Annotated in this window: 21 protein-coding genes; 19 read left to right on the plus strand and 2 right to left on the minus strand. The window is 72.2% G+C overall.

Annotated features, from left to right (window positions below; genetic code table 11):
• Positions 1 to 10 precede the first annotated feature (10 nt).
• The 17 genes from A8W25_RS10025 (at position 11) to A8W25_RS10105 (ending at position 20,957) form a co-directional block, all read left to right on the plus strand.
• The gene (locus tag A8W25_RS10025) at positions 11 to 1,144 is read left to right on the plus strand and encodes a hypothetical protein (RefSeq protein WP_067158732.1); all 1,134 of its coding nucleotides are present in this window, start codon (positions 11 to 13) and stop codon (positions 1,142 to 1,144) included.
• A gap of 47 nt (positions 1,145 to 1,191) precedes the next feature.
• Positions 1,192 to 2,505, plus strand: a complete 1,314-nt coding sequence (locus A8W25_RS10030; RefSeq protein ID WP_067158734.1) for a nucleotide sugar dehydrogenase — start codon at positions 1,192 to 1,194, stop codon at positions 2,503 to 2,505.
• Entirely contained in the window at positions 2,498 to 3,490 is a 993-nt protein-coding gene (locus A8W25_RS10035) for an NAD-dependent epimerase/dehydratase family protein (protein ID WP_067158735.1), read from the plus strand. The genes A8W25_RS10030 and A8W25_RS10035 overlap by 8 nt, the downstream gene beginning before the upstream one ends.
• 5 nt (positions 3,491 to 3,495) lie before the next feature.
• Positions 3,496 to 4,551 carry a glycosyltransferase family 4 protein gene (locus A8W25_RS10040; RefSeq protein ID WP_234386433.1) on the plus strand — a complete coding sequence of 352 codons (1,056 nt, stop codon included), beginning with the start codon at positions 3,496 to 3,498 and terminating at the stop codon, positions 4,549 to 4,551.
• Positions 4,552 to 4,565: 14 nt separating this feature from the next.
• Positions 4,566 to 5,330, plus strand: a complete 765-nt coding sequence (locus A8W25_RS10045; protein WP_067158737.1) for a nucleotidyltransferase family protein — start codon at positions 4,566 to 4,568, stop codon at positions 5,328 to 5,330.
• Entirely contained in the window at positions 5,327 to 6,478 is a 1,152-nt protein-coding gene (locus tag A8W25_RS10050; protein ID WP_067158738.1) for a DegT/DnrJ/EryC1/StrS family aminotransferase, read from the plus strand. Before A8W25_RS10045 ends, A8W25_RS10050 begins: the two co-directional genes overlap by 4 nt.
• The gene (locus A8W25_RS10055; RefSeq protein WP_067158740.1) at positions 6,460 to 8,403 is read left to right on the plus strand and encodes a beta-galactosidase trimerization domain-containing protein; all 1,944 of its coding nucleotides are present in this window, start codon (positions 6,460 to 6,462) and stop codon (positions 8,401 to 8,403) included. The genes A8W25_RS10050 and A8W25_RS10055 overlap by 19 nt, the downstream gene beginning before the upstream one ends.
• Positions 8,400 to 9,263, plus strand: a complete 864-nt coding sequence (locus A8W25_RS10060) for an amidohydrolase family protein (RefSeq protein WP_067158741.1) — start codon at positions 8,400 to 8,402, stop codon at positions 9,261 to 9,263. Before A8W25_RS10055 ends, A8W25_RS10060 begins: the two co-directional genes overlap by 4 nt.
• Before the next feature lie 7 nt (positions 9,264 to 9,270).
• Positions 9,271 to 10,086, plus strand: coding sequence for a class I SAM-dependent methyltransferase (locus A8W25_RS10065; protein ID WP_067158743.1), 816 nt, complete (start codon positions 9,271 to 9,273; stop codon positions 10,084 to 10,086).
• Positions 10,083 to 11,435, plus strand: coding sequence for a condensation domain-containing protein (locus A8W25_RS10070; RefSeq protein ID WP_067158745.1), 1,353 nt, complete (start codon positions 10,083 to 10,085; stop codon positions 11,433 to 11,435). The genes A8W25_RS10065 and A8W25_RS10070 overlap by 4 nt, the downstream gene beginning before the upstream one ends.
• Positions 11,432 to 12,478, plus strand: coding sequence for an alcohol dehydrogenase family protein (locus A8W25_RS10075; protein WP_067158747.1), 1,047 nt, complete (start codon positions 11,432 to 11,434; stop codon positions 12,476 to 12,478). The genes A8W25_RS10070 and A8W25_RS10075 overlap by 4 nt, the downstream gene beginning before the upstream one ends.
• On the plus strand, positions 12,475 to 15,729 hold the full coding sequence (locus A8W25_RS10080) for a non-ribosomal peptide synthetase (protein WP_067158749.1): 3,255 nt from the start codon (positions 12,475 to 12,477) through the stop codon (positions 15,727 to 15,729). The genes A8W25_RS10075 and A8W25_RS10080 overlap by 4 nt, the downstream gene beginning before the upstream one ends.
• Before the next feature lie 176 nt (positions 15,730 to 15,905).
• Positions 15,906 to 16,280: an acyl carrier protein gene (locus A8W25_RS33915; protein WP_067158751.1), complete on the plus strand. Its 375-nt coding sequence runs from the start codon at positions 15,906 to 15,908 to the stop codon at positions 16,278 to 16,280.
• A gap of 157 nt (positions 16,281 to 16,437) precedes the next feature.
• Positions 16,438 to 17,103: a hypothetical protein gene (locus A8W25_RS10090; RefSeq protein ID WP_067158752.1), complete on the plus strand. Its 666-nt coding sequence runs from the start codon at positions 16,438 to 16,440 to the stop codon at positions 17,101 to 17,103.
• A 124-nt stretch (positions 17,104 to 17,227) separates the two neighbouring features.
• Positions 17,228 to 17,998, plus strand: a complete 771-nt coding sequence (locus A8W25_RS10095) for an alpha/beta fold hydrolase (RefSeq protein WP_107470649.1) — start codon at positions 17,228 to 17,230, stop codon at positions 17,996 to 17,998.
• A 146-nt stretch (positions 17,999 to 18,144) separates the two neighbouring features.
• The gene (locus A8W25_RS10100; RefSeq protein WP_067158754.1) at positions 18,145 to 18,690 is read left to right on the plus strand and encodes a hypothetical protein; all 546 of its coding nucleotides are present in this window, start codon (positions 18,145 to 18,147) and stop codon (positions 18,688 to 18,690) included.
• 65 nt (positions 18,691 to 18,755) lie between these two features.
• Positions 18,756 to 20,957 (plus strand): MGH1-like glycoside hydrolase domain-containing protein, encoded by a 2,202-nt coding sequence (locus tag A8W25_RS10105; RefSeq protein WP_067158755.1) that lies wholly within the window; start codon positions 18,756 to 18,758, stop codon positions 20,955 to 20,957.
• 3 nt (positions 20,958 to 20,960) lie between these two features.
• Here A8W25_RS10105 and A8W25_RS10110 read toward each other — a convergent pair whose 3' ends face one another.
• The gene (locus tag A8W25_RS10110) at positions 20,961 to 21,575 is read right to left on the minus strand and encodes a TetR/AcrR family transcriptional regulator (protein WP_067160955.1); all 615 of its coding nucleotides are present in this window, start codon (positions 21,573 to 21,575) and stop codon (positions 20,961 to 20,963) included.
• 160 nt (positions 21,576 to 21,735) lie between these two features.
• Here A8W25_RS10110 and A8W25_RS10115 point away from each other — a divergent pair, with 160 nt between their 5' ends.
• Positions 21,736 to 22,695, plus strand: coding sequence for an alpha/beta hydrolase family protein (locus A8W25_RS10115; protein WP_067160972.1), 960 nt, complete (start codon positions 21,736 to 21,738; stop codon positions 22,693 to 22,695).
• 75 nt (positions 22,696 to 22,770) lie between these two features.
• Positions 22,771 to 24,390, plus strand: a complete 1,620-nt coding sequence (locus tag A8W25_RS10120; protein ID WP_420708428.1) for an amidase — start codon at positions 22,771 to 22,773, stop codon at positions 24,388 to 24,390.
• An 86-nt stretch (positions 24,391 to 24,476) separates the two neighbouring features.
• Here A8W25_RS10120 and A8W25_RS33920 read toward each other — a convergent pair whose 3' ends face one another.
• Positions 24,477 to 24,869, minus strand: coding sequence for an RICIN domain-containing protein (locus A8W25_RS33920; RefSeq protein WP_067158761.1), 393 nt, complete (start codon positions 24,867 to 24,869; stop codon positions 24,477 to 24,479).
• Positions 24,870 to 24,975 lie beyond the last annotated feature (106 nt).

Consider the following 24,975-nt stretch of genomic DNA (forward strand, 5'->3'; position numbering starts at 1 on the left):
AGGGGGATCCATGCGCCCGCCGACGACCGAACGCGACGACTTCGAAGCCCGGCTGCAAAGCCTCTTCGGCGACAAACTCCGCCCCGTGGAGGAGAGTTTCGAGGCCATCCAGCACTTCAAGGACGGTTCCTTCGCGGTGGGGCAGCTCGGCCTCATGCTCTACACCAACGGATACAACCTGCGGGGCACCAGCACCCGTCATCCGAACGGAATGGTCTTCCACGACGGGCAGAACCTCTTCGGCGTAGGCTACTTCAGCAAGGAACAGGACGAGCGCAAGCACCTGCACATCGTCGCTCCCAAGGGCAAGGACCGGGTCGCCGCGGTCAGGTCGTTCATCTCCGCGACCCGCGAGGCGGGCCTGGCACACACCTCCGTCTACGTACGCCACCTCTCGCCGGACGACCACGCGCTGTTCCTGGCGGCCGGCTTCGAGCCGGTGGCGGCGGACCCCTGGCACCCCGAGGCGCCGGAAGAGGACGAGACCTACCCCAACCGCGTCTACCGCCTGGACGATCTGCTGGCGGTGGACGCCGACGGCCGCCTGGTGGTGAAGAACCTGGCAGGGGACGGCAACCGGCGTCACAAGAACAAGAACCGGCTCGCCTACCGGCGTTTTGAGAACTTCCTCGCCCGCAACGACCACCTGGAGCTCCGCATCCGTCCCTACGGATACGGCCCCGACGAGGCGAAGATGGCCAGGGGCGTGGTCGAGGGCTACTTCGAAGCCCGCCGGGCACAGGGCGAGGTCGTCGGCTCCACCCCCGAGGACTACACGGCGATCGTCACCCAGCGGCCCGGAGGCCGCAACGAACACGACTACTTCGCCTACCTCGGCGTCCTGGCCCAGCAGGGCGGCGAGGAGGTGCCCGTGATGTTCTTCGCGGGCGAGCGCACCGCGCCGCACAGGGCATCGCTGTACTGCACGATGTCGATGCGCTTCGCGGACCGTATGAGCGGCCTGTTCAAGGACGCCACGGGATTCACCGCGATTCCGCAGTACATCTGGCTGACCGTGTTCAAGAAACTGTGGGACCGCGGCATCCGTGAGGTCGACGCGGGCGGATCCGAGGTCAAAGGCCTCGACGACCAGAAACGACAGTTGGGCGGACGGCCCGAAAAGACCCACTGGGTCGTGGGCTGACCGGCCCCGACCCGGACCTTCCCAAGTCGCGCCCAGGGGGTACGTCTATGCAATCGCGCACCGCGCACCAGGACTTCACACCGTTCGACGTCTGCGTCGTGGGGATGGGATACGTCGGCGTCACCCTCGCCGCCGCCCTCCTGTCCACCGGCAAGCGGGTGCTGGGCTACGAGAGCGACCCGGCCGTCGCGGGCGACCTGGCACAAGGCCGCCTGAGGCTGGCGGAACCCGGCGTCGCCGAGCTCATCGAGCGGGGAGCCGCCGACGGCACGCTCGCGGTCACGGCCGACATCTGCGGGCACCGTCTGCCACCCGTCGTCGTCATCTGCGTCGGCACACCCATCGCGCCGGGCGGCACGACGCCCGAACTCGGCCATCTGTCGGCCGCCGCCGAGGCGGTCGCCGCGGGAGCGGACGAGAACACCCTGGTGATCGTGCGCAGCACCGTCCCCGTGGGCACCACCCGCGAACTGGTCCTGCCGGCCCTGGCCCGCCGCGTTCCCCAGCCGCTGCTCGCCTTCTGCCCCGAGCGCACCATCCAGGGCAAGGCACTGGCGGAACTGCTGTCCCTGCCGCAGATCGTCGGCGGTCTGACCGAAGAGGCAACGAAGCTGGCCGCGGGGTTCTTCACCACCGTCAGCGGGCGCGTCGTCCCCGTATCCACACTGGAGGCCGCCGAGCTGGTCAAACTGGTCAACAACTGTCACACCGACCTCATCTACGGCTTCGGCAACGAAGTGGCCCTCATCGCCGAGAAGCTCGGCCTGGACGCCATGGAGGTCATCACCTCCGCCAACACGGACTATCCGCGCCCCGATCTGAGCAGGCCCGGCTTCGTCGGCGGCAGCTGCCTCACCAAGGACCCCCACCTCCTCGCCTACTCCCTCGCCCGCCACGACCACACCCCGCAGATGGTCATGGCGGCCCGCACCCTCAACGAGTCCATGCCCCGCAGGGTCGGCGAGCGCGTGCTCGACGCGCTGCGCCGGGACGGCCAGGACCCGCAGCGGTCCACCGTCCTCGTCTCCGGATTCGCCTACAAGGGCCGGCCCGAGACGGACGACCTGCGCGGCGCCCCCTGTGTGCCGCTGCTGGAGTTCCTGCGCGGCAAGGTCGCCCGGGTGGTCGGGCACGACTTCGTGATCCCGCCCGAACGCATCGCGTCACTGGGCGTACACCCCGTCACCCTCACCGAGGGGTTCACCGGCGCCCACGCCGCCATCCTGCTCAACGACCACGCCCGGTACGGCGAGCTGCCGGCCGACGAGCTCATCGCCCGGATGAGCCCGCCGGCGCTGGTGTACGACGCCTGGCGGGTGCTTCCGCAGACGACGAAGACAATGAGGCTCGGCAGTGCCTGAGAAGATCCTGGTCACCGGGGGAGCGGGGTTCATCGGGCTGCATCTGGCCGCGGAACTCGCCTCCCACCACGACGTCACCCTCCTCGACGACTTCAGCAGGGGCCGGCGCGACGCGTTGCTCGACTCCCTGCTCGACCGTGTCACGCTCGTCGAGCACGACCTGACCACCCCGATTCCCGACACCCTTCTGCCCGACGACTTCGACACCGTTCACCATCTGGCGGCCGTCGTCGGCGTAGTCCACTCCAACGAGGAACCGCAGCGGGTGCTGCGGACCAACCTTCTGTCCACCGTGCACGTCCTGGACTGGTTCACCGGGCGGCCGGGCATGTCCGGCGCCACCTTCTGCTTCGCCTCCTCCAGCGAGGCGTACGCGGGAAGCGTCGCGGCCGGTCTCGCCGCGCTGCCCACCGGCGAGGACGTCCCGCTGCTGGTCCCCGACCCCGAGGTACCCCGCTCCTCGTACGGCTTCAGCAAGATCGCCGGAGAGCTGCTCTGCCGCACCTACGCCCAAGTCCACGGCTTCGCCCTGCGCATGGTGCGCTTCCACAACGTCTACGGACCGCGCATGGGCTACGAACACGTCATCCCGCAGTTCATCGAGCGCGTCCTCGGCGGCGCCGACCCCTTCGCCGTCTACGGCGGCGACCAGACCCGGGCCTTCTGCCACGTCGACGACGCCGTGGCCGCCCTGATGGCGCTGGCCGCGCTGCCCACCAAGGAGACCCTGCTCGTCAACATCGGCAACGACCAGGAGGAAGTCCGCATGGACGACCTCGCCCGGATGGTCTTCGAGACCGCCGGGCGCCGGCCGCGCATCGCCGCGCACCCGGCACCGCCCCTGTCCCCGGTGCGCCGCCTGCCCGACCTGACCCTGCTGCGCGAACTCACCGGATACCGCCCCTCGGTCGATCTGCGCGAGGGGCTGCGCCGCACCTACGCGTGGTACGCGCACGACCTCGCCTCCCGTGGAGCGGGGCGGTGAGCGGCATGCGGGTGCGGTACGTGCACCAGGGGTACTTCCCCGCGCGAGCGGGCGCCGAGCTGATGACCCGGTCCCTCGCCGTGGCCATGAGCCGCCGCGGGCTGCGCGTGGGCCTGTACGGCGGCGAGGGGGACCCGGAGGACGAGCGGCTGATGAAGGCCGCGGGGATCGGCGTCGAACCGCTGCCGGTCCGGGACGGCGAGGAGCGTGCGGCGGACCTGGTGCACGCCGTCGACGCCTTCCAGCCCGAGAACATCAGGACCGGCCTGCGTCTGGCCCGGGCCTGGGGCGTGCCGTTCGCCGTGACACCGGCCTCCGCGCCGGACGTGTGGCCGCACCGCGCCGCCGTACTGGAGGGCTGCCGCCGCGCGGACGCCGTGTTCGTCCTGACCGACGCGGAGCGCGACATGCTGCGCGCCGAAGGCGTGGCGGACTCCGTCCTGCACCGGATCGGCCAGGGAGCGCACCTGCCGGGCACCGCCGACCCGGAGGGGTTCCGTGCCGCGCACGGCATCAGCGGGCCCGTGGTGCTCTTCCTCGGCCGCAAGATGCGCTCCAAGGGGTACCGGGTGCTGCTGGAGGCGACGCGGCACGTCTGGGCCCGCCACCCCGAGGCGCACTTCGTCTTCCTCGGCCCGCGCTGGGACGAGGACTGGGCGCAGTGGTTCGCCGCCCACGCCGACCCCCGGATCACCGAACTGGACCGGGTGGACGAGGACACCAAACTCAGTGCCCTGGCGGCCTGCGACCTGCTCTGCCTGCCCTCGACGGTCGACGTCTTCCCCCTGGTGTTCGTCGAGGCGTGGATGTGCGGCAAGCCCGTGATCGGCTCCGCGTTCATGGGCAGCGCGGAAGTGATCGCGGACGGGCGGGACGGGCTGATCGTCCCGCCCGCCGCCCGGCCGGTGGCGGACGCGGTCAGCCGCCTCCTCGCCGACCCGGCCGAACGGGCGCGGATGGGGCGCGAGGGCCATGACAGGGCGCGCCGCGAGCTCACCTGGGACGCGGTCGCCGCACAGGTGCACCGCGTCTACACCGAACTGGTCCCGGCCCGGAGTTGAGCGGAGGGAGTCCCGTGAAAGCAGTCGTACTGGCCGGCGGCGAGGGGCGGCGCCTGAGGCCCGCCACCTTCACCGTCCCCAAGCCCCTCATCGAGGTCGACGGCACCCCGATCCTGCACATCATCCTGCGACAGCTCAGAAGCGCCGGATTCACCCAGGTCACGCTCTCGCTGGGCTATCGCGCCCAGCTGATCGAGGCCAGCTTCGACGGCCCCCGCTGGGCGGGGCTCGACCTGCGCTTCTCCCTGGAGCACGAGCCGCTGGGGACCGCCGGGCCGCTGGGTCTGCTCGCGCCGCTGGAGGACTCCACCCTGGTGATGAACGCGGACCTGCTCACCGACATCGACTTCGCCGATCTGTTCAGGCGGCACAAGAAGTCCGAGGCGGCGGCGACGATCGCCCTCGTTCCGCGCCATGTCGACCTCGCCCACGGTGTGGTGGAGCTCGACGGCGAGAACCGGGTGGCCGGCTTCCGGGAGAAACCGCGTATGAGCTTCCTGGCCAGCAGCGGCATCTACGTCCTGGAACCCTCGGTCCTGCGTCTGCTGCCCCGGCGGGCGCGTTACGACATGCCGGCGCTGCTCAAGGACGCCTCCGCCCGGGGCGAGCGCGTCGAGGGCCATGTCCTCGACGCCGCCTGGCACGACATCGGCACCCCCGAACAGCTCGCGGCGGCCGACGCCGCGCTCCGTGCCGACCGGGCGCGCTATCTGGGCGCCCTGGAGCGGCACGGCCCCGGTGCCGAAACGGACTCCACGGAGGAGGCGGTGCGCGGATGAGCGACTGGAAGATCCCCCTGTACGGGCCGAGCACCGGTGCGGCGGAGGCCCGCGCCGTCGCCGAGGTCCTGCGCGCCAACTGGCTGTCCGTGGGCCGGGTGACCCAGGACTTCGAGGAGCGCTACGCGGCCGCGCTGGACGTCGAGGACGCGATCGCGGTCAGCAGCGGGACCGCGGCGCTGCACCTGGCCGTCCTCGCTCTGGGGATCGGCCCCGGCGACGAGGTCGTCCTGCCGTCACTGAGCTTCGTCTCGGCGGCCGCCGTGGTCGCCCTGTGCGGGGCCACACCGGTGTTCGCCGAGGTGAGCGGCGCCCATGACCTGTGTGTGGACCCGGCGGACGTGGCCGCCCGGATCACGTCGCGCACCCGTGCCGTCGTGGCGGTGCACTACGGCGGCCATACGGCCGACCTGCCCGCCCTGACCGAACTGGCCCGGCGGCACGGTCTGGCCCTCATCGAGGACGCCGCGCACGCTCCGGTCACCAAGACCGCGCACGGCGTCCTGGGCACGGTCGGCGACATCGGCTGCTACAGCTTCTTCGCCACCAAGAACCTGGCCATGGGGGAGGGCGGCGCCGTCGTCGCCCGCGATCCCGCGGTGCGCGCCCGGATCAGGCGGCTGCGCTCGCACGCGCTGACCGTGGGCGCCGAGCAACGCCACCGCGGCGGGCCCTCGGCGTACGACGTGGACGGGTTCGGCCTCAACTACCGCCCCACCGAGATCGCCTGCGCCCTCGGTCGCGTCCAGTTGGAAGCGCTGGCGGAGCGCCGCATCCTGCGCCAGGAGGCGGTGCGGGCCTATCGCACGCTGCTCTCGGGGCTGCCCGGCCTGGAAGTGCCCTTCGCGGAGCGCCCGGTGGAGGAGGGCGCGCACCATCTGTTCCCGCTCGTGCTGCCCGACGGCCTCGACCGCGAAGACCTCCAGGCGCAGCTGCGGGCGGCCGGTGTGCAGAGCGGTGTGCACTACCCGCCCACCCATCTGTTCACCGCCTACCGCGAACGTTTCGGCACCCGCCCCGGCAGCCTCCCGGTCACCGAGAGCGTCGCCGCCCGGCAACTGTCGCTGCCGCTGCACGCCGGGACCGGGCTCCAGGACGTCGCCCATGTGGCCGAGGCGGTGAGCCGGACATGGCCGCCGCAGCGGTGAGCCCCGCCTGTGGCACCCGTCTCGTCGAGGGGGTGCTGCACCGCGACGGACGTCCCCTGTTCTGCGTCGGCGTCAACTACTTCCCCTCGCGGGCGGGCTGCGACTACTGGCGGGACTGGGACCCGGCCGTCCTCGACGCGGACTTTGCCCGTATGGCCGCGCTCGGCTTCAACACCGTGCGGATCTTCGTGTTCTGGGCCGACTTCGAGCCCACCGAGGGCAGCTACGACCCGCGTATGACCGCCAGGCTGCGTGAACTGGCGGTCCTGGCGGAACGACACCACCTGCTGGTTCTGCCCTCGCTGCTGACCATATGGATGAACGGGCAGCTCTTCGACCCGCCGTGGCGGGCGGGCCCGCCGTGGCGGGCGGGCCGGGACCTGTGGCGCGATCCGGTCATGGCCGAGCGGCAGCGCGCCTTCGTCGGGCACATCGCGGGCACGCTGCGCCACGCGCCCAACATCCTCGCCTACGACATCGGCGACGAGATCCCGCACGTCGACCCGGCCGCGTCCCACTCGCTCGGCGCGCACGAGGTACGGGCATGGTGGGCCGACCTCGCCGAAGCGATCCGGACGGCGGACCCGGGGGCTTTGGTCCTCCAGGCCAACGAAGGCTCGGCGGTCTTCGGCGACCACGCCTTCCGGCCCGAGCACGCCCGGCCGCTGGACCTGGTCGCGCTGCACGGCTTCCCGCTGTGGACCCCCTTCCACATCGAATCGGCCGCCGCCGAGAAGGCCACCGCCTATCTGCCCTACCTGGTGCGGCGCGGGCGGGCCCACGCCCCGGTGCTCGTCGACGAGATGGGCAGCTACGGCTGCGACGAGGCCACCGCGGCCCGCTATCTGCGCGCCGCGGCCCACAGTGCCTTCGCCGCGGGCGCCGTCGGTATCTGCGTGTGGTGCTGGCAGGACTTCACCTCCGAGAGCAAGCCGTACGCACTGCGGCCCGGCGAACGCTTCGTGGGGCTGCTGGACATGGACGGCCGCGAGAAGCCCGCCATGGACGCCTTCCGCGGCTTCGCGCGCCGGGTGACCGGGGAACTCGCCGGTTTCCGCCCGCTGCCGGCCCGGGTGGGCGTGTTCCTGCCGGAGCGGGCCCGCGACCACGACGGCGGGTACCTGGCGTCCGGGGCCGACACGGACGCCGCCGCCTTCTACGCGCACTGTCTGCTCCAACAGGCCCATCTGCCCTACGAGTTCACGGGGACCGAGGACCTGGAGCGGTACGCGATGGTGATCTGCCCCTCCGTACGGCCCCTGCCCCTGGCCGCGCAGCGACGGCTCGGCGAGTACACGGTCGCGGGCGGGGTGCTGCTGTACTCCACCGGCGATCCGCTGGGCTCGGCGGGCCTGGAGGAGCTCTTCGGTGTGCGGATCCGGGACTTCACCCTGAACACGGCCGAGCAGGACCGCTTCACCTGGGCCGACACCCCTTTCCCGGTGCACTGGCCCGCCGGACGTATCCCCGTGGTCGACAGCACGCTCGCCGAGACGCTCGCCCGCTACCCCAACGGCGCGCCCGCGCTGGCCCGCCGGCAGCGGGGCGGCGGCGTCGCCTACTTCCTCAACGCACCGCTGGAAGCCCTGCTGAACGCGCCCTACCGGCTCCAGGAGGCGCCCTGGCACCGGCTGTACGCCGCGATCGGTGAGAAGGAAGGCATACGGCCGGAGCTGTTCGCCGACGAGCCGCTGGTGGAGACCACCGTCCTGGCGCGCGGCGACGAACGCCGCGGTGTGGTCGTCAACCACGCCACCGCGCCCGTGACGACGACGGTGTACCGCACGTCCGCCGCCGGAGATCCACGGGCGGTGCGGCACCTGAGCCTGGAGCCCAAGGGCGTCGCGCTCGTGCGCTGGCACGACGGACCGCCCCCACACCCCGCCGCCACGGGCTCCACAGCCGGGCAGGACGGCGAGCAATGATCATCGACGCCCATGTCCACGCCGGTGAGTACTACCGCCACTTCACCGCCCGCTTCGCCGACCAGATGATGGCCACCACCGGTCTGCCCCCCGAGGCGCTGTCCGCGCCGGAGGACAAGCTCCTGGCGGAGATGGACGCCGCCGGGGTGGACCACGCCTTCCTGCTCGCCTTCGAGGTGCGGCGCGTCGAGGGGTTCTCGGTGCCGAACACCTTCGTCGCCGAGCTGTGCGCCCGCCATCCCCAGCGGTTCACCGGCTTCGCCTCGGTGGACGCGGGCCGGCCCGGCGCCGCCGAGGAACTACGCCACTCCGTGACCGAACTGGGCCTGCGCGGGCTGAAGACGGCCCCCTGCTACCTGCGGATGTCCCCGGCCGACCCCCGCTGGTTCGAGGTGTACCGGACCGCCCAGGACCTGGGCATCCCGGTCCTCGTCCACACCGGCTACACCCCCGCCAAGAACGCCGACGCCCGCTTCTTCTCCCCCTTGCTGCTGGAGCCGGTAGCGAAGCGGTTCCCGGAACTGCGGCTGATCCTGGCGCACTTGGGCACCCCGTGGACGGCCCAGTGCATCGATCTGCTCGCCCGCCATCCCCATCTGTACGCGGACCTGTCGATCTTCGGCTCCTACCAGTCGCCCCCCACGGTGGCCGCGGCGCTCGCCCACGCCCGCGAACGGGGAGTGCTGGACCGCCTCCTGTGGGGCACCGACTTCCCCTTCGCCACCATGTCCGCCGCCGTGGCCCGGATGACCCGTCTCACCACCGACGCCGCGCCGTGGCCGTCGGACAGCGCCCCGCTGACACCCGACGAACACCGGGCGGTCATGGGCGGCACCGCCGCACTACTGACCCAGAAATGAGGACACGGTGGCCTTCATCCAGGGATACGAATTCGACGCCATGTCGCGCCGCCCCCTGTACGGGGACGTGACCCAGCGGCTCGTCGACCTGTGCGCGTGCGCCCCCGGCAGCGTCGTCGCGGACGTCGGCTGCGGATCGGGCCTGGCCACCGAGCTGCTGCTGGAACGGTTCCCGCAGCTCGGCTCCGTGGTGGGCATCGACCCCTCCGACCACGAACTGGCCCTGGCCAAGGAGCGGCTGCGGCACCACCCCCGGGCCCGCCTGGTCACCGGCCGGGCCCAGGACGTGGGCGCGATCGTCGGGCCGGTGGACGCCGTGGTGCTCAGCAACGTCATGCACCAGATCCCCAGGGCCGAGCGCCCGGCAGTGCTGCGCGGCTGCCACGATCTGCTCGGACCCGGCGGCCGGCTCGCTCTGAACACGCTGTTCTACGAGGGCGCCGTGCTGCCCGAGAGCCGCCGCTTCTACGCCGCGTGGCTGCACGCCACCCGGACGTGGCTGCGCAGCCGGGGCGGCGACCTGGTGCTGGAGCGGGAGGCCCCCATCGCCCTTGAGACCCTGACCCCGGCCGACCACGAAGCCCTCATGGCCGAGGCGGGCTTCGCCTCCGTACGGTCCGAGGAGGACGTCTACCCGTGGACCCTGGAGGACTGGCAGGCCCTGTGCGGATACTCGGTCTTCGTCGAGGGCGCCACCGGACTGACGGATGTGGACCTCGGCTCCCGCGCGCTGACGGCCGCCCTGCACACCGTCTTCCGCGAGCTGGGGCTCAGCAGCGTGCCCCGGCGCTGGCTGTTCGTCCACGGCACGAGGCAGGGGTGATCGCGGCGACGCGGCCCGCGGTGGGCACCGCCACCGGGCCGCTGTCCCACGCCCAGCTGGGCATGTGGTTCCTGGAGCGGCGCGCGGGAACCACCTTGTACGCGGAACCGATGACCTTCCGCCTGGTCGGCGAGGTGAACGTGCGCGCCCTGCACGCCGCGGTCGAGGAGGTCGTGCGCCGCCACGACGCGCTGCGCACCCGTTTCACCGTGGTCGACGGAGCTCCCCGCCAGCACGTCGTCCCCGACGCGACGGTACCGATGGCCCGGATCGACCTGGCGTATCTGCCCCCCGCCCGGCGCCACCAGCGCGCCGAGCGGCTCCTGCGCGCCGAGCTCGGCCGGCCCATCGACCTCGCCCAGGGACCGCTGGCGCGGGCCACCCTGATCCGGCTCGCCCCGCACGAACACGTCTTCCGCCTCACCCTGCACCATCTCGTCTGCGACGCCTGGTCGTGGTGGATGGTCGTCCTGCGCGAGCTGGAGGAGGGCTACACCCGCCGGGTCCGCGGCGGGCACGCGCCCCTGGAGCCCGTCCGCACCCACTACGCGGACTTCGTCGACTGGCAGGGACGGTGGCTTCAGAGCCCCGCGCACACCCGGCAGGTCGCCCACTGGCGCCAGGCCCTCGCCGGTGTCGCCCCACTGCCCGAGCTCACCCTGGCCCGTACGACCGCGCCGGTGCCGTACACCTCCTCCGCGACCGAGTGGACGGCCTTCCCGCAGCCGCTGCACGACCGGCTGCGTGCCCTCGGCCGCCGCGAACACGTCACCCTGTACATGCTGCTGCTCACCGCCTTCACGCGGGTGCTGCGCCGCCATGTGCCGGTGGACGACATCCTGGTCGGCACCCGGGGCGGGTTCCGCAGCCGGCCCGAGTTCGAGAAGACCGTCGGCCTGTTCGTCAACATGCTGCCCATCCGCACACGTGTCACCGAGGGCACCGGGTTCCGCGAGCTGCTGCCGCGGGTGCGCGACACCCTCCTGGGCACGTATCTGAACCGGGACCTGCCCTTCGAACGCCTCGTGGCCGAGCTGGGCCTGCGCCGGACCGGACCCCGGCCGGTGATCAACGTGTGCGTCTCCTTCCAGACCACCCCCGAGGTCATGCCGCGACTCCCGGGCCTGGACGTCACCTTGCTCAACCACGACCCCTACTCGCCGTTCGACCTCGATCTCGGCTTCTACACCGAGGACGGCGGGCTGCGCGCCCTGATGATCTACAACCCGGCCCGGTACACCCGCGACGCGGTGCGGCACCTGCTCGACGCGCTGCACCGGGAGCTGTGGGACGCCACCCGCGCACCCGGGCCCGTCCGCGCCGACGACGAGAAGGAGACCACCGTATGAGGGCTTTGCAGTGGCACGGCGCCCACCGGGTGGCCCTGACCGACGACGCCCCGCCGCCGCGCGTCGAGACACCGGACGACGCGGTCGTACGGGTGGTCAGAAGCGCGATCTGCGGCACCGACCTGCACCCCTACCGGGGCGAGATAGCCTCCTTCACTCCGGGCACCGTCACCGGCCACGAGTTCACCGGGGTCGTCGAGTCCGTCGGCTCCGGGGTGCGCGGCCTGCGGCCGGGACAGCGGGTCGTGGCCTCGGACATCATCGCCTGTGGCCGCTGCTGGTGGTGCCGGCACGGCGGGCACTACCAGTGCGAGCAGGTGGGACTGTTCGGCTACGACACGGTCGTGGGCGCGCGCCCGTTCGCGGGCGGCCATGCCGAGCTGGTCCGTGTCCCGTTCGCCGATGTGGTCCTCTTCCCGATCCCCGACGACGTCGGCGACGAGCGGGCGCTGCTCATCGGGGACGCGCTGGCCACCGGGTACGCCTGCGCCCTGGGCGGCGAGGTGCGCCCCGGCGACACCGTCGCGGTGATCGGGTGCGGCGCGGTGGGTCTGCTGGCGGCCGAGGCCGCCCGGCTGCTGGGAGCCGCCCGGATCCTGGCCGTCGACCCCGTCGAGGCCCGCCGCAAAGCGGCCGCCGAGCGCGGTGCGACGGCCCTGGCCCCCGGGGACGACCTCTCGGAGCGGGTGCGCGAGCTGACACGGGGACGCGGCGCCGACGCCGTCCTTGAGGCGGTCGGCACGGACGCCGCCCTGCTGAGCGCGCTGGAGATCGTACGGCCGCGCGGCGCGGTGTGCGCGGTCGGCGCCCACGCCTCCACGGCGATGCCGCTGCCGACCATCCAGGCCTTCGCGAAGGAGGTGACCCTGCGGTTCGCCGTGGGCGACCCCATCGCCACGCGTGAGCCGCTGATGGAGCTCGTCCGCCAGGACCGCGTCGACCCCTCCTTCGTCATCACCCACCGCCTGCCGCTCGCCGAAGCCCCCGAAGCCTTCCGGCTGTTCGACGCCGGCGAGGCCATCAAGGTGGTGCTCGTCCCGTGACCACCCGGCTCCCCGCGTCACCGGCGCGCCCGCCCGCCCCGGATCCGCTCGACGGCGCCGTTCACCGTCTCGTCGAGGAGCGGGCCGCGCGCACACCGGACGCCGACGCCGTGCTGTGCGGGACCGAACGCCTCAGCTATGCGCAGTTGGACCTGCGGGCCGAGCGTCTCGCACGCCGCCTGCGCCGCCACGGAGTGGGCCCCGAAGTCCCGGTGGGTGTACATCTGACGCGCTCGCCCGAACTGGCGGTGGCCTGTCTGGCGGTGCTCAAGGCGGGCGGGGCCTGCCTCCCGCTGGACCCCGCCCATCCGCCCGGCCGTCTGGCCGACGCCCTGCGCGACGCCGGTGCCCCGCTGGTCCTGAGCCGGCGCGCCCTGGCGGCGGGCCTGGGCCCGCACACGGCAGCCGTCCTCTACACGGACTCGGAGGCTGACGACTCGTCAGCCCACGAGCGTCCGGCGCCCGGCCCGGCGGCAGGATCGCCGTCACCGGGTGCCCCGGCAGCCGAGGACCGGCGAGCGGAGGAGCGGCCGGGCGACGCGGGGGCACCCCCCGCCCCGCCTCTTGCACGCCGCCTCGCCTGGGTCGCGTACACCTCGGGATCCACCGGCCGACCCAAGCCCGTCGGCCTCGAACACGGGCCGCTCGCCAACCTCGCCGTGCAGATCGGCCGCCGTCTGGACCTGGGCCCCGACGACCGCGTGCTGCAGTTCGCCTCCATCGGCTTCTCCGTCGCGGCCGAGGAGATGTTCTCGACCTGGGCCGCCGGAGCCTGTCTCGTCATCGATCCCGACGACACCCTCGCCGACAGCGCGGGGCTGCTCACCGCCGTGGACAAGTACGCCGTCACCGTCCTCCAGCTCACCCCGTCCCTGTGGTACGAGTGGCTGCGCGAGCTGAGCCGGGACGGCACTCTGCGCCCGCCCGCCTCGCTGCGGCTGCTCGTGGTGGGCAGCGAGCAGGCCGCACCCGACCGGGCGGCCGACTGGCTGGCCACCGGGGTGCGCCTGGTGCACGAGTACGGTGCCACCGAGGGCACGGTCTCCCAGCTGCTGTACGAACCCGACGTGTCACCGGCCGAGTTGAGGACCTGGCCGCGTCTGCCCGTCGGTACGCCGTTGCCGGGTGTCCGCGTCCACATCCTCGACGCGCGGCGCCGACCGGTCCCCCCGGGCGAGCCCGGCGAGCTCCACCTCGCCGGAGACACCCTGGCGCGCGGCTACCTGGGGCAGCCCGAGCTCACGGCCGAGCGCTTCCTGCCCGACCCGTTCGCCGATCGGCCCGGCGCGCGCATGTACCGCACGGGCGACCTCGCACGACAGCGTGCGGACGGCACCATCGAGTTCCTGGGTCGCGTCGACCACCAGATCACGCTGCGCGGCCTGCGTATCGAGCCGGGCGAGGTCGAGTCGGCGATCGGCCGGTACCCCGGCGTCACCGAGAGCGCCGTGCTGGCCCGCACCACCGCACGGGGCGACGATCAGCTGTGCGCGTGCGTGGTGTGGGAGAAGGAGCGCGACGAGGCCGGGCTGCGCGCCCACCTGCGCGCCGCGCTCCCGCCCGCGCTCGTCCCCGCCCGCCTGCTGGCCCTGCCCGACCTGCCGCTGACCCCCCATGGCAAGGTGGACCGCCAGGCCCTGCGGGCCCTGCGCTGGGAACCCGACCCCGTCGATTCACGGGGCGAGGCGCCGCGCACCGCGCTGGAGGCCGCCCTCGCCGCGCTCTGGGCCTGGACCCTCGACGTGTCCCGGATCGGCCTCGACGACAGCCTCTTCGACCGGGGCGGCGACTCCCTGACCGCCACCCGGCTCGCGGCCCGACTGCGCGACGTCCTGATGGCGGACGTACGGCAGCGGACCGTGTTCGACGCGCCGACCGTACGGGCCATGGCCGAGGTGATCTCGCGACAGCGCCGCCGCGCTCGCGCCGACGAGCCCGTGACGGCGCCGGACGCGTACGAGGACGCCCCACTGACGTCGGCGCAGTGGCGCATGTGGCTGCACCACCGCAGATCCCCGACGAGCGCCGCGTATCACGAACCCGTGGCCCTGCGGCTACGGGGCCCGCTCGACCCCGACCACCTCGTACGGGCACTGCGGCGGACGGTGGGGCGGCATGCGGCTCTGCGCACCACCCTCGCCACGGCGGCGGGGCAGCCGCTCCAGCGGGTCGCGCCGCCCGCCACCGCCGAGGCGTTCCCCCTGGCCCGCTTGGACCTGAGCGGCCACGCGGAGGGTGAACTTGACCGAGTGGTCGAGGAGTTGGCCGTGGCGCCGTTCGACCTGCGGCGTGGCCCCCTGATCCGCGCGCACCTGCTGCGGGTCGCGGCCGACGAGCACGTCCTCGTGCTGGTCCTGCACCACATCGTCTTCGACGGATGGTCGATGGACGTGCTCTTCCGGGATCTGGCGGCCTTCCACGACGAGGCCGCGACCGGAGTCGCCGCCGCGCCGGCGCCCCTGCCCTCCTCGCCGCCCGCGCGCCCTCCGCTGCCCGCGGACGACCCGGGCGCCGAGCGCCGCGCCCAGGAACAGCGCGCGTACTGGAAAAAGCAGCTGGCGGGGGCACCGCCCGTCACACGGCTGCCGACCGGCCGACCCACGTCCCGGCAGGGCACGGTGCACTGCCCGTTCACCGTCCCGGCGGCCACCGCGGCGCGGCTGCGCGAGCTGGCGGCGGAGGAAGGCGCCACCCCGTTCATGGTGATCCTCGCCGTCTTCACGGCAGTCGCCCACCAGAGCTCCGGCGCCCGCGACATCGTGGTGGGCACGCTGCTGGCAGGCCGCGACGACCCGGACACCGCCGACCTGATCGGTCTGTTCACCCACACCGTTCCGCTGCGCACACAGGTGCCCGAGGGGACGACGGTCCGTCAGCTGGTGCGGCGGGTACGTGAGACGGTTCTGGGCGCGGTGGCCCATCAGGAGGTGCCGTTCGAGGACATCGTGGCGCACCTGGGACCGCCACGGGATCCCCGGCACAACCCGGTGTTCCAGATGGTGTTCTGCCACGGCGCCGCGTCCGCCCGCGCCCCGCAGCTGCGCGGCCTGAGCGTGACCCCCGTGGAGGTCGCCGTGCCCTTCGCCAAGTTCGACGTCACCGTCATGGTCGACGAGGACCGGCACGGCGGATACGCCATCGACCTCGCCTACGACCTCGCGCTCTACGACGAGACGACCGCTCACCGCCACACCGCGGCGTTCCGGTCCCTGCTGGAAGCCGCCGCGGACCGACCGGAAGCAGGGGTGTGAATGACGACACCCACGGCGAGGGCGCGCGCCCCCTAGCGCTGACACACCCTCGTCCGCCCGCAGAGTTCTCTCGACGGCCGCCGCCCCCACCGGTGCGGCCCTCCCACGGCACAGCCGCCCCCGAAACGGCGGCGGCGCCGACCCGTGCAGACGCCATCCGACCCCCTGGGGGAGACGTGTCCACAGAATCGACCGCCCGCACCACCGAATCCCCGGCCGCCGCCGCCCCGACGAACGCCGACGCACCCCCGACGCCCGAGGCCGCGTCGGTCCGGGTGGCCGAATCGGTTCGCCGGATCTGGGCCGAACTCCTGCAGATCGACGTCGAAGCGATCGACGTCCGCCACAGCGACTTCTTCGAGCTCGGTGGCTATTCACTGCTCGCGCTCCAGGCCATCGGCAGGCTGCTGGAGGAGCGGGGCTTCGACGAGTTCGAGGCGGCGGAGCTGGAGGGCGCGTTGCTCAACCGCCTCTTCGAGGAGCCCACACCGTTGGCCCAGGCGGAGTGCCTGCAGTCCGCGCTGGCCGCCGGCGGGGCACCGCGCGCGTGACGGCTACCGGCGACGGCCGGGCCCCCGCCCCGGACCCGCCGGTCGCATAGCATGTCCACGACACACTCATGGCTCGGCCGGGGGAAATCCGATGTGCTCGGGCTCCTGTTCGTCCCCGTTTCCCCGGCCCGGAATTTCTGCCAGTAAGGAACAGTGCATGCACCACCGCTCCAAGGCCCTGTACGGGGTTTTCGTCACCGTCCTCGGACTCACGCTGACCGCCTGCGGCGGTGACGGAGGAGGCGGGAAGTCCGGTGTTTCCGAGGGCGGGGCGGCGAAGGGCGAGACCGGCCAGGAAACCCCGTCCGCGAGCCCGTCCGAGAAGCCGGAGTGGGGCCCCGCGCTGGCGATGGGCCAGCCGGCCCCGAAGCTGTACGAACCCCTGAACACCAGCGGCGGGAAGTTCCAGGTAACCGCCAAGAAGATCGTCAAGGGAACTCCCCAGCAGGCAAAGGACCTGAACTGGGACACGCTCGCCCCGGGCGAACTCAAGGGCAGTACGCCGTACTTCGTGTACTTCACGTACACGCTCAAGGAAGGCAAGCCGCAGGTCGCCAACCCTGACCTCGGGGCGCATGCCGCCGCCCTCGACATGAAGGGCGTGAAAGTCGCGGAGCGGCCGGTCGTCCACTCGGGATTCGTCGACGGCGGTTGCGAAGTCCCACCCGTATACATGGGCTGGGACATCGGCGAGACCCACACCCTCTGCACGGTCTTCGCCGGGGACGAGGCGCATCCCCCTGCCCGACTGGCCTGGGGTACGGACATAGAAACCGACACGGACTACATGAAGGCCGCATCGTGGAAGTGGACCACCCAGTGACCCAGGGTCCACTCTCCGGACCGGGGTGGTGGCGATCGACGGAGTCGTCGGCGAGTAGAGGCCGCTCGTAGCGGTCAATTCCGCATGTTGATGTTGATGTTATGTCGGCGCTAGCATGCCCGGTATGCGTGCGTTCTTCACCGTTGATCAGCGGCGGTTGTCGTTCGTGGACTTCGGCGGCCCGGGGCTCCCGTTGCTGGCGTTTCACGGGCATTACAACGAGGCATCGGTGTTCGCCCCGCTGGCTGAAGCGCTGGCGCCGCAGTGGCGGGTGATTGCCCTGGACCAGCGTGGGCATGGGGAATCCGACCGCGCCCCGAGCTACCAGCGGTCCGAGTACGGCGCTGACATCGCCGCCTTCCACCGCCATCTGGGACTCGGTCCGGTGGCGGTACTCGGGCATTCCCTGGGCGGCGTGAACGCCTATCAGTACGCCGTCCGGCACGCGGACCGGGTGACAGCCCTGATCGTCGAGGACGTCGGCGCCGTGGTGGATGCCGACTGGTCGCTCACCACGCAACTGCCTCGCAGAGCACCCTCCCGTCGGGCACTGGCCTCGGCTCTCGGCCCGCTGGCGCCCTATCTCGAATGCACCTTCCGTCAGTTCGGTGACGGCTGGGGATTCTCCTTCGACATCAAGGACACGGTGCTGTCCCACGAAGCCCTCACCGGGGACTACTGGGGCGACTGGGAGGCGGTGCCCTGCCCGACCCTGCTGATCCGGGGAAGGGACAGCGTCGTCCTGGCGTCGGACCACGCCCGGGAGATGATAGCCCGCCGGGCAGGTCAGGCCGAGCTGGTCGAACTTCCGGCCGGACACGTCGTGCACTGCGACGCTCCCGACGAGTTCGCCGCCGCTGTGCGCACCTTCCTGTCCCAACTGCCCGAGAGGTGAAGGGCAGGGGCCGCACGCTGAGGGCCGGCGCGGTCCGGTTCCCATAACGCGGCTGGCTCTGGTGTTGTTGGCGACGTCAGAGCCGCCTAGGCTCGGCGGCGCATGGACGCGATATGTCAAGTGAGCACTCCTGGGGGTGGGTTGACATGCTGTACGCATTCGGCTTCGAGCGGGTCGGTATCGTGGTGGGCGACCTCTACTTCATCGATCCCGACCCGTCGCCCGGGCAGGATTCCCCCGAGCGCGGGGTGCGGCTGGAACTGCGGATCCTTGAGCGCGGCGAGCTGACCGGGTCCATCTACGCCGCACGGCCCATCACCATCGGCCGCCCCTTGTGGCGGGTGGACCTCCTCCAGGACGCCAACGCCGCCCCCCGTACCTTCGACCGTACGCACCACCACCCGGACTTCGACGACTGGAACCCCAGCCCCCGGGTCTTCGTCGACGAGCTGACCCGCGACCCGCTGGCGTGGCTGAGCGGCAAACTCGCCCATCCTGCCGAGCTGTTGAAGGCGACCGGCATCGCGCCGGACGACATCCCGGCGGCCGACGCGGAGGCGCTCAGCGCGGCGGCACCCGAGATCACGGACACCGTCCGACGGCTCCTGGAGCGCGTGTGGTCCGGCGAACTCGCCCGCCCGACGGGCGACACGCCCCCGGAAACCACCAGCATGCGAGTCAGCTGGCTGTGAAACAACCGCGTTCCGGCCACACCGCCGGGCACGCCCCTGGGACCCAGGAAGATCGGAACCCGCCGATGCGGCCGCACCCGCGCGCCCTGCTCGTGCTCGCTCTCGTCCTGGCCGTGGCCGTCGCCTGCCTCCAGTCCCCGGTGGCCGCCCAGTCCCGTACCACGGCACCGGCCGCCCACGAGCCGGCCGTCGACTCCCGCTACGACGACGTGCTCGATCTGCGGGGCGCCCCCACGGTGGCGCTTCCCGGGGACGCGAAGGACAGCAACCCGGTCAACGTCTTCGCCGACCAAGGGGCTTGGCACGCCTACGCGCTGCCGGTCGCGGACGCCCCGGGCGGCTACGGCGGATTCACCGGGCCCCTCTACATCGCGCAGGAATACCCGTGGTGGCTGAGCACCTCCTTCAGCCGCATCCGGCTCAGCGAGCACGGCCGCGTGCTCGACCTGGCCGGCGGCGGCAAGCCCCGCTTCACCGCACGCCCCGGGTCCCTGGTCCAGGCGTACGACATCGGCGGCGGCCTCGGGCTCACGCTTGAACTCCGGTACGCCACCCACCGCACCGCGCTGGTACGCGCCGCGGTGCGCAACACCGGCCGCACCCCGCGCACCATCGGCGCCGACTGGACCGGCAGCCTCCTGCGGTCCGCCGAAGCCCCCATGCGGCAGGCACCCGCGCTGGTGGCCGTGCCCGAGGGCGTCGCCGTCGACTTCGCCAAGGTGCGCGCGGCGGACGATTTCCTCACCGACGGCACCGAACGGTTCGAGGTCCGGCACGCGGAGGCGGTGCGTACCACCGTGGCGGGGGACACGTACCGTACGGAACTGGCCAGGGCGTTCACGCTCGCGCCCGGCGCGCAACGCTCTCTGGACTGGACCGAGAGTTACACCTTCACGCAGGCCGAGCGCGCCACGGAAACACGCGCGAGTCGGCAGGTGCTCGCCGCACCGGAACGGACCGTGCGGTCCGTCGACACCCGCTGGCGGCGCTACGTCGACGGCGTGACGACCGGGGTGCCCGCCGACCGGCGCCGGCTCGCCGTCAAGGCGCTGCAGACGCTGGTCACCAACTGGCGCAGCGCGGCGGGCGACCTCGCACACGACGGGATCACCCCTTCCCTGTCGTACAAGTGGTTCGCGGGCGGCTTCTGGGCCTGGGACACGTGGAAGCAGGCGGTCGGCACGGCACGCTTCGACCCCGGCCTCGCCCAGGCACAGATCCGCTCGGTGCTCGACCACCAGATACGGCCCGACTCGACGACCCGGCCACAGGACGCGGGGATGATCCCGGACGTCGTCTTCTACAACGGCCCGCAGCGCGGCGGCACCAACTGGAACGAGCGCAACACCAAGCCGCCGCTGGGCGCCTGGTCGGTGTGGCAGGTCTACCGGCGCGGCGGCGACCGGGACTTCCTGCGGGAGGTGTATCCGAAGCTGGCCGCGTACGAGCGGTGGTGGTACCGCAACCGGGACCACGACCACAACGGGCTCGCGGAGTACGGGGCGACCGCCGACCCCGCCAACGGCTCGCCCGCGCAGCAGCGGCTGGCCGCGGCGTGGGAGAGCGGCATGGACGACGCCCCGCGCTTCGACGCCGCACTGGGCACCTCGGTCGTGCCCGACCGGGACGGCTCAGGGCGGGTGACCGGCTACTCCCTGACCCAGGAGTCCGTGGACCTCAACGCCTACCTCGCCGCCGACCAGAACCACTTGAGCATGATCGCGGCGGAGCTGGGGCTGCGGACGGCCGCCCACGACTGGAAGACCAAGGCGGCCGCCACCGCCCGGACCGTACGGGAGCGCATGTACGACCCGGCGACCGGCTGGTTCTACGACAGCGCGCTCGGCACGGGCACCCGGCTGACGGAGCGGGGCCGGGGGATCGAAGGTGCCGTCCCGCTGTGGACCGGCGTCGCAAGCCCCGGCCAGGCCGCCGCCGTACGCGGGCGGCTCCTGGACCCGGGTGAGTTCGCCACCCCGTTGCCCCTGCCGACCGTTGCCAGGAGCTCGCCGTACTTCTCGGCGCGGCAGTACTGGCGCGGCCCCGTCTGGCTCGACCAGGCCTACTTCGCGATCGCCGGGCTGCGCCGCTACGGCTTCGGCCACGACGCGGACGCGCTGACCGCCCGGCTGACCGACGGCGCCGCGGGTCTGACCGGTAACGGGCCGATCAGAGAGAACTACGACCCGCTGACCGGGGCGGGACTCAACGCACCGAACTTCAGCTGGTCCTCGGCGCTGCTGCTGCCCCTTCTCGCGGAGCGCTGAGGGCTATCGGGTGTCGTCACCGTCAGGTGTGTGCGGTTGCCGCAGTCCCTTGAGGAGCAGTTCGATCAACCGGCGGGGGTCGTAGCGGGGATCGCTGTCCTGTCCGATGCAGAGGTTGCCGATGCCGCGCATGAGCTCGTAGGGCTGCACGCCGGGCCTGATGTCGCCGGTTTCGACCGCGGCGTCGAGCAGTTCGGCACAGACGGGCATCAGACGGTCGAGGAAGTGGGTGTGCAGCGCAGCGAAGCGGTCGCTGTCGGACTGCAGGGCGTCGGCGAGGCCGTGCTTGGTGACCAGGAAGTCGACGAAGAGGTCGATCCACTGGCGCAGCGCCTCGAACGGCGAGGCGGCGTCGGACAGCAGCTTCGGACCGGCCTCGGCGCACGCCTCGATCTGGTGGCGGTAGACGGCGGTGACCAGGTCCGCCCGGGTCGGGAAGTGGCGGTAGAGCGTCCCAAGACCGACGCCCGCCCGGGCCGCGATCTCCCGGATCGGCGCGTCGATCCCCGAGGTCACGAACACCTCCGCGGCGGCATCGAGCAGCGTCTGCTGGTTGCGCACCGCGTCGGCTCGCTTGCTCCGGGCGGACGCCCCTTCGGACTGGCCTGCAGTGGGCACCACGTTCTCCTTCGGGCCGGCCGTTGACTAAGCGGATCGCTGATCCGTATTGTAAGTGGAACAAGGATCCGCTTTCAGCGTAGCTGATGCGGGCACTCCGTCATACCTGCCGTCTGCCGCGCGCGGCCGACGGCCGAGGCCATCGAAGGGCATGCTCGTCATGAGTGCATCTGCTTACGCAGCCGACACCTTCAGTACCCCCGCTCCGGTCCTCTCCGTCAGTCCGGTGGTGCTGCCGTCTCCCGGCCGCGCCGTGGACCTGCGGGTGCGCATCTCCGCCCCGGTGACCGGGAGCGACCTTCCGGTCATCCTCCTCTCGCACGGTCTCGGCCCGTCGAACAACCTGTCCTCGCTGAACGGCTACGCCCCGCTCGCGAACTACTGGGCGGCACACGGCTTCGTCGTCATCCAGCCCACCCACCTGGACTCCAGGACGCTGAGCGCCAGCCCCCAGGTCCCCGTGGCCGCGGCGCACTGGCGCACCCGGGCCGAGGACATGACGCGCATCCTCGACCGGTTCGACGCGATCGAGGCCGCTGTTCCGCAGCTCGCCGGCCGCCTCGACGCCAGTCGGGTCGCTGTCGCCGGGCACTCGATGGGCGGGCACACCGCGAGCCTGCTCCTCGGCGCCCGGCTCGCCGATCCCCACGACGGAACGGAAGTGGACCTGGCCGAGCCCCGGATCAAGGCGGGCGTGCTGCTCGCCGCGCCCGGCCGGGGTGGCGACGCCCTCACCGCGTTCACCGTCGAGAACTACTCCTTCTTCCTGACCACGGACTTCTCCAGGATGACGACGCCCGCTCTCGTGGTCGCCGGAGACAAGGACGACTCGGCCTTCCTGACGGTCCGGGGCCCGGACTGGCACACCGACCCCTACCTCCTCGCCCCGGGCCCGAAGTCGCTGCTCACCCTCTTCGGCGCGGAGCACGGGCTCGGCGGGGTCTCCGGATACGACGTCGCCGAGACCACGGACGAGAACCCCGAGCGAGTCGCCGCGGTCGCCCGGCTCACCTGTGCCTACCTGCGCAGCGAGCTCTACCCCGGCGACCCCGCGTGGCAGACGGCGCGGGACGCGCTGGCGACCGACACCGACCCGGTCGGACAGGTCACGTCCAAGTAGGCGAAGACAGCGTTTCCGGCCGGGACGGCCTCTTGCGCCGGGCGGGAGGCGTGTAGTGCGCTGATTCCCATGAGAATGAGCAGAGTTGGTGCACTGGTCGTCGCCTTGGCCGCCGGGTCGCTGCTGGCGGGCGCGCCGGGGGTGAACGCGCAGGGCGTCGGCGCCGCGGACACACGCTCGCCCGGAGCGTCGTCCCTCGGCGGGGTCGACTTGGACACGGTGACGATCCCGGAGTTACAGGCACGCAGGGACAAGGGGACTCTGACGTCGTCGGCGCTGACCCGTGCCTATCTGCGGCGGATCGAGGCCGTCGACCCGAAGATCAACGCGGTGCTGTACACCGATCCGTCGGCCCTGCGGCAGGCCGCGGCCAGCGACGCCCGGCAGCGCAGCGGTCGGTTGCGCGGCCCGCTCGACGGCATCCCCGTGCTGCTGAAGGACAACGTCGGCACCCGTGACCTGCCGACCACGGCCGGGTCGCTGGCGCTGGCGGGCAAACCGCCCGGTGAGGACGCCGTGGTGGTGACCCGGCTGCGGCAGGCGGGGGCGGTGATCCTGGGCAAGACCAATTTGTCGGAGTGGGCGAACTTCCGGGCGGCGAAACCGACATCGGGGTGGTCGGCCGTGGGTGGGCAGACCCGCAACCCGTACGTCCTCGACCGCAATCCGTGCGGATCCTCCGCCGGCTCGGGCGCCGCGCTCGCCGCGTCGCTGGCCCAGGTGGCGATCGGTACCGAGACCGACGGCTCCATCGTCTGTCCGGCCGGGATGAACGGAGTGGTCGGCCTCAAGCCGAGCCTGGGCGTGGTGAGCCAGAGGGGAGTGGTGCCGATCTCCGCGGAGCAGGACACCGCCGGGCCCATGGCGCGCAACGTCATCGACACCGCGCTCACGCTCTCCGTGCTCACGGGGGATCGCTCCACGGACCTCACCGGCCGTTCGGCACCCGGCGCGCTGGAAGAACAGCGTGCCCGCCAGGCAGGGGTGACGGGTCATCAGGACAGTCTGCGCGGCAAGCGCATCGGGTTGTGGCGACTGCCCTCGCTCGGCCCCGACGTCGACGCCCTGATGACCCGCACCGCGGCGAAACTGCGCGGCGCCGGTGCCGAGGTCGTCGAGGTGACACCCCCGTACCAGGACCGACTGGCCGAGCTCGAATTCCCCGCGCTGCTCAGCGAGTTCCACCGGGACATCGACGCCTACCTCGGCACGCGGCAAGGGCCCCGCGACCTGGCCGCACTGATCGCGTTCAACCGCACGCACCCGCAGGAGCAGACCTGCTTCGCCGGGCAGGAGCTGTTCGAGCAGGCCCTCGCCGCGCCGCCCACCACCGACCCGGCGTACCGCGCCATGCGGGCGGAGCTGACGGACCTGTCCCGGCGCTCGATCGACGAGACGATGGCCGCCCACCGCCTCGACGCCATCGCCGCCCCGACGAACCCGCCGGCCTGGACGACCGACTGTGCGCGCGGCGACAACGACGTGATCCCGTCCTCCACCCCCGCGGCCGTCGCGGGCTACCCCTCGCTGTCGGTGCCCGCTGGATCCGTGGGCGAACTCCCGGTCGGTCTGCTGCTGATGGCCGGCGACCACGAGGACGCCGGGCTGCTGTCGCTGGGCGCCGCCGTGGAGCGGCGGCTGCAGGCCTGGCGCACACCGCGTTATCTGCCCTCGGTGGGCACCGCCGCTCACTGAACGGACCGGGGCCGGGCCGCTGTCGCTGGGCGCCGGCCCCGGCCGTATCAGTGCGGAGGCGCTATGGGTGTGTCAGTACGGCTGCGCTATGAGCGTGTGAACCATCGCTGGTCCGGGTGGTAGTGGCAGTCCCACAGGACGAGCGGGGTCCCGTTGGCGGTACTTCCGTTGTTGGCCAGCCCGACGCACTTGTTCTGGCCCGCTCCCGAGGCGAGGGCGAAGGTGCCGTCCCCCAGGTCCTGCATTCTCCACCACTGATCGGGGTGGAGGTGGCAGTCCCAGAGCACCAGGCGCGTTCCGTTGGCTGTGCTGCCGTTGTTGGCCAGCCCGACGCACTTGCCGTTCGGATAGCCGGACGCGTAGCTGCGCAGGGAAACACCGTCGTCGCCCTTGTACCACCACTGATCGGGGTGGAGGTGGCAGTCCCACAGGACGAGCTGGGTGCCGTTGGCGGTGCTGCCGTTGTTGGCCAGTCCCACGCACTTGTTCCCATCCCCGCCGGCCGCGTTTCGTAAGCTGAAGACACTGGGAGCCTGTGCCCCTGCTGACGGTGCTGCCGTGGCCGTCGTACCGGTCAGAGCGAGC

The organism is Streptomyces sp. ERV7, assembly GCF_001653515.1.
Lineage (GTDB): Bacteria > Actinomycetota > Actinomycetes > Streptomycetales > Streptomycetaceae > Streptomyces.